General features: G+C 68.8%; 8 protein-coding genes and 4 pseudogenes. 4 read left to right on the forward strand and 8 right to left on the reverse strand.

The window, feature by feature from the left end; all coding sequences use genetic code 11:
• Positions 1-95: 95 nt before the first annotated feature.
• The 8 genes and pseudogenes from ACN6LD_RS40185 to ACN6LD_RS40220 all read right to left on the reverse strand — a co-directional run.
• Positions 96-813 (reverse strand): annotated as a pseudogene (locus ACN6LD_RS40185) (carbohydrate kinase family protein); the annotation flags it as partial.
• 38 nt (positions 814-851) lie between these two features.
• A pseudogene (locus ACN6LD_RS40190) lies at positions 852-1,480 on the reverse strand (bifunctional 4-hydroxy-2-oxoglutarate aldolase/2-dehydro-3-deoxy-phosphogluconate aldolase).
• A complete protein-coding gene (locus tag ACN6LD_RS40195; protein ID WP_319188251.1) occupies positions 1,477-2,238 on the reverse strand; it encodes an SDR family oxidoreductase in 762 nt (253 codons plus the stop codon). The pseudogene ACN6LD_RS40190 and the gene ACN6LD_RS40195 overlap by 4 nt, the downstream one beginning before the upstream one ends.
• Positions 2,235-3,278, reverse strand: a complete 1,044-nt coding sequence (locus tag ACN6LD_RS40200) for a zinc-dependent alcohol dehydrogenase (RefSeq protein WP_319188253.1) — start codon at positions 3,276-3,278, stop codon at positions 2,235-2,237. The genes ACN6LD_RS40195 and ACN6LD_RS40200 overlap by 4 nt, the downstream gene beginning before the upstream one ends.
• Before the next feature lie 90 nt (positions 3,279-3,368).
• A complete protein-coding gene (locus ACN6LD_RS40205) occupies positions 3,369-4,250 on the reverse strand; it encodes an amidohydrolase family protein (protein WP_319188255.1) in 882 nt (293 codons plus the stop codon).
• Entirely contained in the window at positions 4,243-5,568 is a 1,326-nt protein-coding gene (locus ACN6LD_RS40210; protein ID WP_319188257.1) for an L-fuconate dehydratase, read from the reverse strand. Before ACN6LD_RS40210 ends, ACN6LD_RS40205 begins: the two co-directional genes overlap by 8 nt.
• 211 nt (positions 5,569-5,779) lie before the next feature.
• Positions 5,780-6,091 (reverse strand): L-rhamnose mutarotase, encoded by a 312-nt coding sequence (locus ACN6LD_RS40215; RefSeq protein WP_319188300.1) that lies wholly within the window; start codon positions 6,089-6,091, stop codon positions 5,780-5,782.
• 190 nt (positions 6,092-6,281) lie between these two features.
• Positions 6,282-7,067: pseudogene (locus ACN6LD_RS40220) on the reverse strand (fumarylacetoacetate hydrolase family protein); the annotation flags it as partial.
• A 628-nt stretch (positions 7,068-7,695) separates the two neighbouring features.
• Here ACN6LD_RS40220 and ACN6LD_RS40225 point away from each other — a divergent pair.
• From ACN6LD_RS40225 to ACN6LD_RS40240, 4 genes and pseudogenes are all read left to right on the forward strand, one after another.
• The gene (locus ACN6LD_RS40225) at positions 7,696-8,742 is read left to right on the forward strand and encodes a sugar ABC transporter substrate-binding protein (protein WP_319188259.1); all 1,047 of its coding nucleotides are present in this window, start codon (positions 7,696-7,698) and stop codon (positions 8,740-8,742) included.
• A 95-nt stretch (positions 8,743-8,837) separates the two neighbouring features.
• Positions 8,838-10,034 (forward strand): annotated as a pseudogene (locus ACN6LD_RS40230) (ATP-binding cassette domain-containing protein); the annotation flags it as partial.
• Between the two features lie 309 nt (positions 10,035-10,343).
• On the forward strand, positions 10,344-12,575 hold the full coding sequence (locus tag ACN6LD_RS40235) for an alpha-L-fucosidase (protein WP_445045741.1): 2,232 nt from the start codon (positions 10,344-10,346) through the stop codon (positions 12,573-12,575).
• 206 nt (positions 12,576-12,781) lie between these two features.
• Positions 12,782-14,635 carry a ricin-type beta-trefoil lectin domain protein gene (locus ACN6LD_RS40240; protein ID WP_445045742.1) on the forward strand — a complete coding sequence of 618 codons (1,854 nt, stop codon included), beginning with the start codon at positions 12,782-12,784 and terminating at the stop codon, positions 14,633-14,635.
• Positions 14,636-14,669 lie beyond the last annotated feature (34 nt).

Here is a 14,669-nt window from a genome sequence, read left to right on the forward strand (position 1 = left end):
CGCGACCCGCTACGACAAGACCGCCGAGTCCTATCAGGCAGCCGTCACCCTCGCCTCGCTCCTGATGTGGGCGTGACATTTGAAGACAACTCCTAGGGCACCCCCCGCAGGGTCGTCGCCAGTACTCTCACCCCGGGTACCCGGTCCGCCACCTTGGACAGTGCCTGCGGTACCTCGTCGGTACTGATGCGCACCGCTCCGGGGTGCCCGCCCGCCAGCCCCAGGGCACCCACCACGACGTCGGCGTGCCGGGCCAACCGGAGGTCGACCTCGCGTGCCCGCTGAGGACCGCCCCTGCCGGCCCAGAGACTCGGGCGGTAGTTGGGGTCGTAGGAGAGGTCACACCGTGCCGGCGGGCGGTGGTCATCGCCTCCTCCGCGACCCTGACCGTGGTGTCCGACAAGCCCGCGAAGACACCGCCGGTGTGGAACCAGCGTGCGCCCGTGGAGAAGACCGAGTCCCAGTCGATGTCGCCCGGCCGCAGCTGGGACACCGCGGTGTTCGCGCGGTCGCTGACCCCGAGGGCTCCCGGATGCCGAAGCCTCGTTCCACGAAGTTGAGTCCGTTGCGCGCGGTGCGACCGATGCCGTCGGCGGGGACCCAGCGGATGAGTGAGTTGTCGACCCCGCCCTGCAGGATGAGGTCCTCGGTGAGGCGGCCCACCTTGTTGTCCACCAATGCCGTGGCGACGGCCGTGCGCAGACCGAAGCAGCGGCGAAGACCCTGTACGACGTTGTACTCGCCGCCGCCTTCCCAGACCTGGAACGTGCGGGCGGTGCGGATCCGGCCCTCGCCCGGGTCGAAGCGCAGCATCACTTCGCCGAGGGCGACCACCTCAGGTCCCCGCCCGGTCACGCCGCGCTCCTCTCCACGGCCTCGGCCGTCAGCCTCTGGATCTTCGTGTAGTCCCCGCGTTCCAGGTGGCCGACGGCGGCCATCCAGCTGCCGCCGACCGCGAGGACGGCCGGATGAGAGAGGTACACGGAGAGGTGTGCGGGCCCGATGCCGCCCGTCGGTACGAACCGGGCCTGCGGGAACGGCGCCGCGAGAGTCTGGAGCGTCCAGGTGCCTCCCAGAGGTTCGGCCGGGAACAGCTTCACGGTGCTGAGTCCGGCTCGCAGGGCCTGCATCAGTTCCGTGGCGGTGGCGATGCCGGCAGGACCGGAACACCCAGCTCACGGCACTTGTCCACGACTGCCGCGTCGAAGCCGGGCGACAGGACGAAGCGGGCACCGGCCGCGACCGCCCGCTCCGCCTGCTCGGGGGTGAGGACCGTGCCGGCGCCCAGGGTGAGCCCACCGTGGGCCGCCATCGCCTTCAGCGCCTGTTCGGCGTCCGGGGTGCGGAAGGTGACCTCGGCGCACCGGGCGCCGCCCGCGGCGAGCGCCTCGGCCAGGGGAGCCGCCGTGGCGACGTCCGGCACGGTCAGCACCGGCAGAACCCGGGCTGCGGACAGGGCGGCGGTCAGGTCGGTGCTCATCTGCCGAGCCAGCCGCCGTCGACGGGCAGGACGGTGCCGTGGACGTAGGCGGCGGCGTCCGAGGCGAGGAAGACGGTGGCACCCGCGAGATCGTCCGCGTCGCCCCAGCGGCCGGCCGGGATGCGGTCCAGGATCGCCTTGCTGCGCACCGGGTCGTCCCGCAGGGCCTGGGTGTTGTCGGTGGCGATGTAGCCGGGGGCGATGGCGTTGACGTTGACGCCGTGCGGGGCCCATTCGTTGGCCAGGGCCTTGGTCAGACCGGCGATGCCGTGTTTGGCGGCGGTGTAGCCGGGAACGGTGATCCCTCCCTGGAAGCTGAGCAGCGACGCCGTGAAGATCACCTTGCCCCGGCCCCGGGCCACCATCGCCGCGCCGACCGCCCGGGTCAGCGCGAACTGCGCGCTGAGGTTGACCTGGAGGACCAGGTCCCAGTCGGTGTCGGGGTGTTCGGCGGCGGGCGCGCGGCGGATGGTGCCCGCGTTGTTGACCAGGATGTCCACCGGCCGCTGCCGCCCGGCGAGGTCGGCGCCCAGGGCTCGTACGGCCTCGGGGTCGGCGAAGTCGGCGCGGATCGCCTCGAAGGTACGGCCCGCGGCGGCGACGTCCTTCTCGATGTCGCTGCCGGACTCCTCCAGCGAGGCGCTGACGCCGATGACGTCCGCGCCGGCCTCGGCGAGCGCGCGGGCCATGGCCCGGCCGATGCCACGCCGGGCACCGCTGACGACGGCGAGTCTTCCGGTGAGGTCGAAGGCGGTCATACGGCGGCTCCCGCGGCCTGGTCGGTGCAGTCCACCAGGATCTTCATCACGTCGCCTCCGGCCTCCAGGGCCTCGAACGCCGAGGGCGCCTCGGCGAGCGGCACCACTTTGCTGATGAGCTGCTCGGCGGGGATCGTGCCGTCCGCGACCAGCGTCACGGCCCGCTCGAAGTCCGAGCGGTCGTACAACCGGGCGCCGACCAGCGTGAGTTCACGCCAGAAGAAGCGGTGCAGATTCACCTCGCGGTGCTGGGGATGAATGGCGACCAGACACAACCGGCCCCGGACGCCGAGGACCTCGACGGCCGTGTCCATCCCGGCGGCGGCTCCCGACACTTCGAAGGCGACGTCCGCCCCCGCGTCGCCGGTCCACTCCCGCACCAGTTCGGGCACGTTCTTCTCTGCGGGGTTCCAGCTCGCCAGGCCCAGCTTCTCTGCGAGCAGGCGACGATGGGCGCTGAGCTCCACGACCCGGACGTCGGCACCGGCGGCGCGCGCGACCAGCGCGATGAGGACGCCCACCGGTCCGCCGCCGACCACGACCACCCGTTCGCCGTCGCGCAGTGCGGCCCGGCCCACGTCGTGCACGGCTACCGCCGTGGGTTCGACGAGCGCGGCCCGGTCGAGGGATACGGAGTCCGGCAGCCGCAGGAGGGTGGCGGCGGGTACGGTCCAGCGCTGCTGCATCGCACCGTGGGAGTCGATGCCGATGAAGTCGAGGTGCTGGCAGACGTGCTGGTGGCCCGCGCGGCACGCGGGACAGGTGCCGTCCCAGCGCAGCGGCATCACGGTCACCGCGTCGCCGGGTTGCCAGCCCTCCACGTCGGGGCCCACCCGTACGATCCGGCCGGACATCTCGTGTCCGAGGACGGCCGGCGCGTGGACCCGGGCGTCCATGTCGCCGTGGAAGATGTGCAGGTCTGTGCCGCAGATGCCGACGTAGGCGGGGGCTACTTCGACCTCGCCGGGGCCGGGCGGCGAACTCTTGGAGGGGGCCGTGTCCAGGGTGCGGGCCGCGATGTAGCGGACTGCGAGTGTCATCGTCGTTGAGGTCCTTTCGGCGCGGGTGCCGGTGGTGGGAGGGGTACGGCTACAGGGCGGGTGGTTGCGGGTTGTTCCCGGACGGCGTTCTCAGGCGGGCGGCAGCCGGTAGAAGTCGGTCGCGGTGCCGACGAGGATCGCCTGGGTCTCGCTCGCGGAGCAGCCGGCCAGAAGCTCCTCGACGGTGGCCGCCCAGAGATTCCAGCCGCCGGCGAGTACGCAGACCGGCCAGTCGGAGCCGAACATGAGCCGGTACGGGCCGAAGGCGGAGAGCAGCACGTCCCACACCGGCCGGATGTCGTCGATGGTCCACTTCTCGTGGTCGGCCTCGGTGACGAGGCCCGACACCTTGCAGTGCACCTGCGGGTGCCGGGCCAGCAGGCGGATCTGTCGTTCCCAGTCGGTCAGGCCGCCGTCCGCGATGGGCGGTTTGCCGGCGTGGTCGAGGACCAGCGGCAGGCCGGGGACACGCTCGGCGAGCCGGATCGCCTGCGGCAGCTGGTCGCTGCGTATCAGGACGTCGTAGCCGAGCCCTCGGTCGCGTACCGCGCGCAGCCCGGATTCCACGACAGGGCGCTGCAGCCAGTCGGGGTCCGGCTCCGCCTGCACGATGTGCCGAACGGCTCGCAGACGGGTGCCGCCGGGAACGGCGCCCAGCCCGTCCAGGATGTCGTCGATGGCGAGACAGGTCAGATCCACCCATCCGACGACCGCGCCGATCAGCGGATCGGTGTCGGCCAGGGCGAGCAGCTCCCGGGTCTCGGGCAGGGAGGTCACGCACTGGACGACCACAGTGCGCTCCAGACGGCGTCCGGCGATCGTCCGGGTGGCGGTCGTGCGCAGGTTCCCGGCGCCGAAGGAGCGGCGGATCGGTTCGTGACCCGGGCCGTCCAGCCAGGGCTGAGGGCGTCGGTCGAGGTTCCACACGTGATGGTGGGCGTCGACGAGGCCCGGGCGCGGGTTGTCAGACACGGGCCGCCCAGACCGGGCCGTCGGGGTAGGTGTACTCCTGCAGGGACTTGGGGTGCATCTGTGCGCTGATCCCCGGGAGGGCTGGCGCGAGGTAGTGGCCGTCGGCGATGCGCACCGGGTCGACGAAGTGCTCGTGCAGGTGGTCGACGTACTCGATGACACGGTCCTCGGTGGTACCGGAGACGGCGACGTAGTCGAACATCGACAAGTGCTGCACCATCTCGCACAGACCTACCCCGCCCGCGTGCGGGCAGACCGGGACGCCGAACTTCGCGGCGAGCAGCAGGATCGCGATGTTCTCGTTGACGCCGCCGACCCGAGCCGCGTCGATCTGCACGATGTCCACCGCGCCGGCCTGGAGGAGCTGCTTGAAGACGACCCGGTTGGCGATGTGCTCGCCGGTGGCGACCTTGATGGGGCTGACAGCCTTGCGGACGGCGGCGTGGCCGAGGATGTCGTCGGGGGAGGTGGGCTCCTCGATCCAATACGGGTCGTAAGGAGCGAGGGCGCTCATCCAGTCGATGGCGGGCTGGACGTCCCATCTCTGGTTGGCATCCACCGCGATACGGATGCCGTCGCCGACCGTCTCGCGGGCGGTGCGCATGCGGCGCACGTCGTCGTCCAGGTCCGCGCCGACCTTCAGCTTGATCTGGGTGAAGCCGTCGGCGACGGCTTCACGGGCCAGGCGGGCCAGCTTCTCGTCGGAGTAGCCGAGCCAGCCGGGAGTGGTGGTGTAGGCGGGGTAACCGTGCTCCAACAGACGGGCGATGCGCTTCTCGCGGCCGGGTTCGGCGCGCTTGAGGATCTCCAGGGCCTCATCAGGAGTCAGGGCTTCACTCAGCCAGCGGAAGTCGACCTGGGTCACGAGCTCCTCGGGCGACATCTCGGCCAAAAAGCGCCAGACGGGCTTGCCCGCCCGCTTGGCGGCTAGGTCCCAGGCGGCGTTGACGACCGCGCCGGTCGCCATGTGGATGGCGCCCTTCTCCGGGCCGAGCCAGCGCAGCTGGGGGTCGTGGACCAAGGTGCGGGCGAACGCGCCGAGGTCGCCACAGACCTCCTCGACGGACAAGCCCACCACGTGCGGGGCGAGCGTCGCGATGGCGGCGGCCTGTGCGTCGTTGCCCCTCCCGGTGGTGAAGGCCAGGGCGTGGCCCTCCAGCCCGTCGCCGACGTCGGTGCGCAGAACGACGTAGGCCGCCGAGTAGTCGGGTTCGGGGTTCATGGCGTCTGAACCGTCGAGGTGCTCGGATGTCGGAAAACGGACGTCCAGGACGTCCAGGGAGGTGATGCGGGGGGATGAGGGTGCGGCAGACGACATGACAGCAACTCCTGGGAAAGGGGCGGGCGGGAACAAAGGCCGCCTGCGGACGTGCGGCGGGTCGAGGACACCGCGTCAGCCAGTCGACGGGATGCTAGATCGAAAAACATCCCATGTCTACATCCTGTAGATGCAAGATTCGGAGCTCTTGAGCCAAGAAATCTGCAGTATGGATGGGATGTATACTGTTGCGAGTTTGTGCGGGAGGGGTTCACAGCTGCCAGACCACAGGGAGTGAGGCGTCGGCGCCGTCCGCCGAGTAGTCGTGCGCGACGGCCGGCAGCTCGCCCATCCGCGCCTGCCAGGCGATGTTGACCGGCAGCTTCTCCAACTCGGCGATCACCGCCCCGTAATCGGGAACCTCCAGTACGTGGAAGAGGTCGATGCCGCTGCGCCAGATCGTCCACTCGCTCACCCCCGCGGTGCGGATGGCGTCGGTCAGTTCCTCGGGGACCTCGCGGTGCGCGGCCTCGTACTCCTCGATTCGGTCGGCGCGCACCTTGGTATGCAGGGCGATTCTCAGGACAGCTCCTTTGTGCGGTCGGGCGTGCGGAAGCCTCTGATGCCTCCGCGGAGGCTGGAACGGGGACGTCGTGAGCGCGCGGTCCCACGTTCCACCGGACGTTGCGGACGCCGTCCGGGACAGGTCCGCACCTGTGTGGACCGTGTGGCACTCCGGGGGCCCGTCCCTTCAGCGCGGACGAGCGACACCGTTCCGCTGTGTCGCCGGGCCGCAGGAACGGCGTGTCCGGAAGGCCCAGGGCGACACCGGCCGGGGATCCGGTGTTGATCACATCACCCGGCTCCAGGACCATGTACCGGCCCAGGTAGGCGACGATCCGCGCCACCGGGAAGATCACGTCGCGCGTGTTGCCCTGTTGCCGCTCCACACCGTTGACACTCAGACGCAGTCCGAGGCTCTGCGGGTCGGTGACCTCGTCGGCGGTGACCAGCCACGGGCCGAGCGGGTTGAAGGTCTCGCAGGACTTGCCGAGGTCCCACTGGGAGGAGTGCTCCAGCTGGAACTCGCGTTCGGAGACGTCGTGGCTGATCGCGTAGCCGGCGACGACGTCCACTTGCCTCCTCCGGGCCGACCGAATAGCGTGCCCGCCGGCCGATGGCGGGCGAGTTCCACCGCCCAGTCGGTTCTGGTCGAGTCACGCGGGATCAGTACGTCGTCGTACGGACCGGCGACCGTGCCGGGGTCCTTCAAGAAGACCACCGGCCGGGACGGGATGGACGCCCCGGTCTCGGCGGCGTGGGCGAGGTAGTTCAGGCCCATGCAGACGACCTTGCCGGGCGGGTCACGGGTGCGCCCACCCTGAGGCCCTCGGCGTCGAGTTCCGCGAGCGCGTCGGCCGTGAGCGGGGCCCGGAGCCGGTCGAGGCCGCCGGAAGCCAGGAAGGCGCTGTCGACGTGGACGCGTCGAGGAACCGGCCGTCACCGGTACGGACAACTGGTGCCTCTTCGCCGCGGGCACCGAGTCGGAGGAGTTTCAACGGGAGCAGTTCCCTCGTCAGGTTTGTGCGGGTGCGGGTGCGGGTGCGGGTGCGGTACAGGCGACGGTGATCGACGTACATCGGATGACTCGCGCCCCGGGGGACTGTAGGCATCCGACATGGCTAATGGCAATCCATTGATGGGATGTATTCGGCTGCTCCATCCGTATGCATATCCGAATTGCCCCTAATGTCGCAAATAAATTTCAGTGTGTTGATGGGCGGTGCATCTACTGCGTCGTGTGGTCATGGGAGTGATCGCGTGCCTTTTGTTAGGAGCGTTGCCAAATTGTAAGGCGTTTCCCGGCCGGGTCTTCGCGGCTCACGATCCCTATAAAGTTGCAGGTCAGATCGGCATTCGGGTGTCCCTCGTAGGTGTTGTGGACGTTCGTGTGGCACCTTGCGGCCCGATAGCCGCGTGAATCGCTACTTAAGGCTCTTGTCATCGTCGGCAACGTCGACGTAACGTCCTCACCGCTCGGGAGACATAGGAGCAATCCGCAGCGCTCAAGCATCGGCTCTGTCATGACATGGGTCCGGCACCTCACGGCGTTCCGTCCCGGAAGGCGAGGGCGTCTCCCGTCAACCTCCCCACGGCTCGCTCCGGCCAAGAAGAGAGACCCAGGCCATGAAGCTTCCTCGTACCCGGTCCGCCGCCACCGCCGCTCTCGCTGTACTGGCTCTTGCCACTGCCTGCAACCGGGAGAGCGGTGACTCCACCTCGGCGGGGGGCAGCGGCAAGCCCGCCATCGGCATCGACCTGCCCAGGTCGGACACCGACTTCTGGAACTCCTACGCCGCGTACCTGAAGAAGGACATCAAGGCCGACGGAACCAACGCGCTGCCGATCAGCAACTCGCAGAACGACGTCACCAAGCTCGTGTCGAACGTGCAGGTCTTCGAGAACACCGGGGCCAAGGCCATCGTCATGGCCCCGCAGGACACCGGCGCCATCGCCTCCACGCTCGACACCCTCGCGTCGAAGAAGATCCCTGTGGTCAGCGTCGACACCCGTCCCGACAAGGGCGACGTCTACATGGTCGTCCGCGCCGACAACCGGGCCTACGGCACGAAGGCCTGTGAGTTCCTCGGCAAGCAACTCGGCGGCAAGGGCAAGGTCGCGGAGTTCCAGGGCGCCCTGGACTCCATCAACGGACGCGACCGCTCCGAAGCGTTCGCCGCGTGCATGAAGGACAAGTTCCCCGGCATCAGGGTGTTCGAGCTGCCCACCGACTGGAAGGGCGACGTGGCCTCCGCCAAGCTGCAGAGCCTGCTCGCCCAGCACCCGGACCTGAACGGCATCTACATGCAGGCCGGCGGTGCCTTCCTGCAGCCCACCCTGGCCCTGCTGGAGCAGAAGGGCCTGCTCAAGCCGGTCGGCCACAAAGGCCACATCTCCATCGTCTCCAACGACGGCATCCCGCAGGAGTTCGACGCGATCCGCAAGGGCCAGATCGACGCCACCGTCTCCCAGCCCGCCGACCTCTACGCCAAGTACGTCCTCTACTACGCGCAGGCAGCCGCCGAGGGCAAGACCTTCGAGCCCGGTTCGACCGACCACGACTCGACGATCATCAAGCTCCCCAACGGTCTGGAGGACCAGCTGGCGGCGCCGCTGGTGACCAAGGGCAACGTGGACGACAAGACCCTGTGGGGCAACAACGTCGGCAAGTGACCGACCGGTCGCACGGCGCGCGGCGGACCGGGGGCGGCCCCGTCTCCCCGCCGCGCGCGCCCTCTCCCCACCCGCAACGAAGGACGGTACTCACCATGGCGGACACCGTGCCCGCCCCGGCGAACAGCGCCGGAGACAGGGCCCCTGTGGCCGAGGCGACCGGCGTGTCCAAACGATTCGGCGCGACCGTGGCGCTGCGCGACGCCCGCATCGCGATCGCCGCGGGCGAGTCGCACGCTCTGGTCGGACGCAACGGCGCCGGCAAGTCGACGCTCGTCTCGATCCTGACAGGGCTGCAGCAGCCCGACACCGGATCGCTCAGGTTCTCCGGGCAAGCGGCTCCGGCGTTCGGTGACACCGACGCCTGGCGTTCCCGGGTGGCCTGTGTCTACCAGCGGTCCACCATCATCGGTGAGCTCACCGTTGCCGAGAACCTCTTCCTCAACCGGCAGAGCCCCGCGGCCCTGACCCCCATCCGCTGGAAGAGTCTTCGCCGCAGGGCCGAGGAACTGCTCGGCGAGTACGGCGTGGACGTCGACGCCGCGGCAGCCGCGAAGGACCTGACCGTGGAGCAGCGGCAGTTCGTCGAGATCGCGCGGGCGCTGTCGTTCGGCGCGCGCTTCATCATCCTGGACGAGCCGACCGCAAAGCTCGACGCACGCGGCATCGGCAGACTGTTCGACAAGCTGCGTGACCTCCAGAGCCAGGGCGTCGCCTTCCTCTTCATCTCGCACCACCTCCAGGAGGTCTACGACCTCTGCCGCACCGTCACCGTCTACCGTGACGCCACCCACATCCTCACCGCGCCCGTCGTCCAACTCGGTCACCAGGCCCTGGTCGAAGCCATGACTGGCGAGTGCGCGACGGTTATGCCCGTCATCGGGCCCAGCTGGACCGCCGAGACCGGCACGGGCGAGGAGTTGCTGGCCGTGAACGCGCTCACCCTGCCGGGCGCCATCGAGAACCTCACCCTGTCGGTCCGCTCGGGCGAGGTCGTCGGGCTCGCGGGCGCCACCGCCAGCGGCAACGTACAGGTCGGCGAGACGCTCGCCGGTCTGCACCGCCCCGAGAGCGGCACCATCGAGGTCGCAGGGTGTCCCCTGCGCACCGGCGACATTCCCGCCGCGCTCGCCGCGGGCGTCGGCTTTGTGCCCGAGGACCGCCACCGCCAGGGGCTGGTGGCCGACCGCAGCGTCGCCGAAAACGCGACGCTCACCGTCACCGACCAGCTCGGGCCTTATGGGACCGTCCTTCCCGCTCGTACGCGGACCTTCGCCGGACGCATGATCCGCAAGCAATGAGGAGAACCTTCGCGCGCTGCAGGCCCGCGACGCCCTCGTCGCCGCGTCGTCCGCCGTCCACATCTGTGCGGTCGAACGGTGGCTGGCGCAGAGCCTGACCGAAGCCCACCTTTTGCCGGTGAACGCCGGCTGACCGAGTGCCGGGACCCGAACCCGGCATCACCACCACGTCCGGATGGCCTCGCCATGTCGGAGACCCTCGCCCTGCCCGGGCAGGGCGTCAACCCAGGCGCCGGAGCCTCCTCCCGCGCTTCTCACTGTCAACCCTTCGGAACACTCAGTTGCCTTGGAGGCCTCTCAATGTCGAGAGCGATCAACAGACGGCAGTTCCTCGCCGGTACCACGGCCATCGCGGCGGCCGCGGTCGCGGGCGGCCTGTTCAGCGCCGGCCCCGCCCTTGCCGCACCGTCCACCTACACGCCTGCCTGGGGCTCGGTGAACCAGCACCCGGCGTCTCCTGAGTGGTTCAAGGACGCCAAGTTCGGCATCTACTTCCACTGGGGTGTCTTCAGCGTCCCCGCCTACGACAGCGAGTGGTACCCGCGCAACATGTACTTCGGCGGCAGCAAGGTGAATCAGCACCACGCCGCCACGTACGGCGACCCTTCAGTGTGGCCGTACCACAACTTCATCAACGGGGCGAACGACAAGGCCGGCAACTTCACGCAGTTCGCTCCCAAGCTGAAGTCTGCCGGAGGCAACTTCGACCCCGACGAGTGGGCGCAGCTGTTCGTGGACGCGGGCGCCAGGTTCGCCGGTCCGGTCGCCGAGCACCACGATGGCTTCTCGATGTGGAACAGCCAGGTCAACGAGTGGAACTCGGTCGCCAAGGGCCCCAAGCTCAACCTGCTGCAGCTGTTCACCGACGCCGTCCGCGCGAAGAACCTCAAGCTGCTGGTGTCGATGCACCACGCCTACAACTACCTCGGCTACTACGAGGCCGTGCCGGCGCAGTCCGACCCGAGCCTGAAGAAGCTCTACGGGCAGCTGGACAAGACCACGGAAGACCAGCTCTGGTACGACAAGCTCAAGGAGGTCATCGACCTGGCCCAGCCGGACATCATCTACCAGGACGTCCACCTGGACCAGATCGCCGAGACCCAGCTGCTGAACTTCCTCTCCTACTACTACAACCGGGCCAACTCCTGGGGCCGAGAGGTCATCGCCACCTACAAGGACGCGTTCAACAGCCACGGCGAGGTCTTCGACTACGAGCGCGGCGGTCCGGCCGACATCAGCTCGCCCTACTGGCTGACCGACGACAGCGTCTCCAGCACCAGCTGGTGCTACACGGAGGGCATCGGCTACTACACGGCACAGCTGCTGCTGCACGCGATGATCGACCGGGTCAGCAAGAACGGCACCGTCCTGCTCAACATCGCGCCGAAGGCCGACGGCACCATCCCCCAGGGCCAGCGCGACATCCTGCTGGGCATCGGCGACTACCTGACGCGCTTCGGTGAGTCGGTGTACTCGACCCGGGCCTGGACCGCCTACGGCGAGGGGCCGACGAAGATGGGCGGCGGCACCTTCATGAACCCGAGCGCCGGCACCGCCCAGGACATCCGCTTCACCCGGAACAAGGCGAACGACACCCTGTACGCCACGGTCCTCGGCTGGCCCGGCAGCTCACTCACCATCAAGACGCTCAGCTCCAGCCGCATCAACCTGGGCGCGCTGACCTCGGTTAAGCTGCTCGACACCACGGCCGGCACCTACATCGACCTCCCGAACCGGACCCAGGACGCGTCCGGGCTCAAGGTGACCCTGCCGTCGTCGGCGCCGTTCTCCGCACCCATGTACGTGCTGAAGCTGACCTTCTCCGGCCAGATCCCCACACTCCAGCCGGTCGACGGCGCCCTGGTCTACACGGACGTCAACTACGCCGGTACCTCCGCCGCACTCGGCCTCGGCGACTACACCGCCGACCAGCTCGACCTGCACGGGATACCCGCCCTCAGCGTCTCCTCGCTGAAGCTCGCCCCGGGCCAGCAGATCGTCGCCTACTCCGGCGACAACTTCACCGGCACCCAGTGGACCTTCACCGCCGACAACGCCAACCTGCGGGTCACCGGCCAGAACGACAAGATCACCTCGCTGAAGGTGCAGTTCAACCCCTCGACCTACCTCAAGATCATCAACTATACCGACGGCCTGGCCCTGGACAGCGGCGGCAACGTCGCCGGCGGATCCAACCTCAAGCAGTGGCACTACTACGACAACGGCAACCTCCAGTGGCAGGCGGTCGAGGTCGGAGGCGGCTATTACAAGCTGGTCAACCGGACCAACGGCATGGTCGCCGACAGCTGGGGCGCCACCAGCAACGGCGCCACCTGCAAGCAGCTGGCCTGGAACGGCCACACCAACCAGCAGTGGAAGATCACGCACCGCGGCGGCGGCCAGTACAACATCGTCAACCGCACCACGGGCAAGCTGCTGGACGGCGGCGGCAACGTCGCCGAGGGCTCCGTCACCAAGATGTGGGACTGGGGCAACAGCACCAACATGCAGTGGACCATCAGCCCCGTCTGACGCGCTCCCGAGAGTTCATGGCCCGGTGCGGCGCCGGACTCCGGCCCGCACCGGGCCATGCGAACAGGCAAGACCCCCCGCCGCAGCCCCGCACCGCGGCTGCGGCTGGCTGCGCGGGACGGGCCGTCCCGGAGAGCCGCTCCGAACCGGCCCGCGACGAAGACAGATGATCTGACCATCAAGTGAAGAGGGAAGCGTCCATGCACATGAGACATCCACTCCGCAGGCTGAGCGCGCAGGCCGCCGCTCTGGCTCTCGCCGTAACAGGGGGAGTGGCGATACTGGCTCCGGCCCCGGCGTCGGCGGCGAGTGACACGATCGGTGTGGCCCTGACCACGTCGGACCTGAGTCAGGCCCTGACCCCGCAGCCGAGCATCGCGCTCGGGGCAGTGTCCTCGGGCAGCGTGAACCTGAAGGTGGACGACACGCAGTCCTACCAGACCATCGACGGGTTCGGCGCCGCGTTCACCGACACCTCGGCCTATCTCCTGCAGAACAAGCTCAACGCCACTGCCCGTGACCGGGTGATGCGCGACCTGTTCACCCGCGGCTCCGGCATCGGCCTGTCGCTGATGCGGGTGCCGATGGGCTCCTCCGACTACACGGCGACCCCGGCGAACAACCCCTCCACCTACTCCTACGACGACAACGGCGGCACCGCCGACCCGACGCTCGCCGACTTCTCCACCGCGCACGACGACGCCTACATCATCCCGATCGTCAAGCAGGCCCAGGCGCTCAACCCGTCGATGAAGCTCTTCGCCAACAACTGGAGCCCGCCGGCCTGGATGAAGACCACCAACACGATGCTGGGCCAGGGCAACGGCACCCTGCGCTCCGACATGTACGGCCCGCTGGCGCAGTACTACGTCAAGTTCCTCCAGGACTACAAGGCCAAGGGCGTCAACGTCTGGGGCGTCACCCCGCAGAACGAGCCGACGATCTCACCGTCCACGTATTCCGCCATGCTGTGGGCCGCGGGTGACGAGGCGAGGTTCATCGCCGACAACCTCGCCCCCGCGCTGCAGCAGGCCGGCCTGGCCGACACGAAGATCCTCGGCGGGGACGCGGATCACGTGGACACCAACTACGCCAACACGCTGATGGGCAACCAGGCGGCGCGCGACGCGATGTACGGCACGGCGTGGCACTGCTACCGGAACGACCTCGGCAAGATGACCACGATCCACAACTCCTACCCGGACAAGCGGCTCTACGAGAGCGAGTGCTCCACCGGGCCGGGCATCGCCCCGATGAACGCCGCCCAGCTCGCCATGGAGTCCACCTTCAACTGGGCCAACGGCGCCCTGCTGTGGAACCTCGCGCTCGACACCAACGGCGGCCCGAAGATGGGCGTCGGCTGCGACAACTGCACCGGCCTGGTCACCGTCGACCAGGCGACCGGCAAGGCCACTTACACCAACAACTACTACCAGCTGGGTCAGTTCTCGAAGTTCGTGGTCCCCGGCGCCACGCGCATCGGCTACAGCGACGGCGGCAACGTATGGGCCCAGGCCTACAAGAACCCGGACGGCGGTGAGGTGCTGGTCGCCCACAACAACAACACAAGCAGCACCCCCTTCACCGTCACCTGGAACAACGCCGGATCCTTCCAGTACACCCTGCCCGCGGGCGCCACGGTGACCTTCACCAGGGGCGCGCAGACGGCCGCCGCCCAGATCGTCGGCCAGGGTTCGAACCGGTGCCTGGATGACACCGGCAACGCGGCCAACGGTGTCCAGCAGTACATCTGGGACTGCGTGTCCGGGAGCGCCAACCAGGCCTACACCTACTCGGTGAGCCGGGAACTCCAGGTCGCGGGCAAGTGCCTGGGTGCGTCCGGGAACGGCACCACCAACGGCACCAAGGTCATCACCTGGGACTGCAACGGCGGCTCCAGCCAGAAGTGGACCTTCCACGCGGACGGCAGCGTCACCAACGACCTGTCCGGACTCTGCCTCGACGTGACCGGCACGGCCACGGCGAACGGCTCCAAGGTCCAGCTGTGGAACTGCACCGGCGCGTCCAACCAGAAGTGGTCGGTCTCCAGCGGAGGCTGACGAACGGACGGCGCCCGGCCGGTCCGCGCGGGTG

The organism is Streptomyces sp. SAS_272, from assembly GCF_052543235.1.

Bases quoted from the DNA above. Each gene is read 5' to 3' on its own strand.
- ACN6LD_RS40210 (WP_319188257.1), bottom strand. From the start codon at position 5,568: ATGTCGTCTGCCGCACCCTCATCCCCCCGCATCACCTCCCTGGACGTC.
- ACN6LD_RS40235 (WP_445045741.1), top strand. From the start codon at position 10,344: ATGTCGAGAGCGATCAACAGACGGCAGTTCCTCGCCGGTACCACGGCC.
- ACN6LD_RS40240 (WP_445045742.1), top strand. From the start codon at position 12,782: ATGAGACATCCACTCCGCAGGCTGAGCGCGCAGGCCGCCGCTCTGGCT.
- ACN6LD_RS40225 (WP_319188259.1), top strand. From the start codon at position 7,696: ATGAAGCTTCCTCGTACCCGGTCCGCCGCCACCGCCGCTCTCGCTGTA.
- ACN6LD_RS40200 (WP_319188253.1), bottom strand. From the start codon at position 3,278: ATGACACTCGCAGTCCGCTACATCGCGGCCCGCACCCTGGACACGGCC.
- ACN6LD_RS40195 (WP_319188251.1), bottom strand. From the start codon at position 2,238: ATGACCGCCTTCGACCTCACCGGAAGACTCGCCGTCGTCAGCGGTGCC.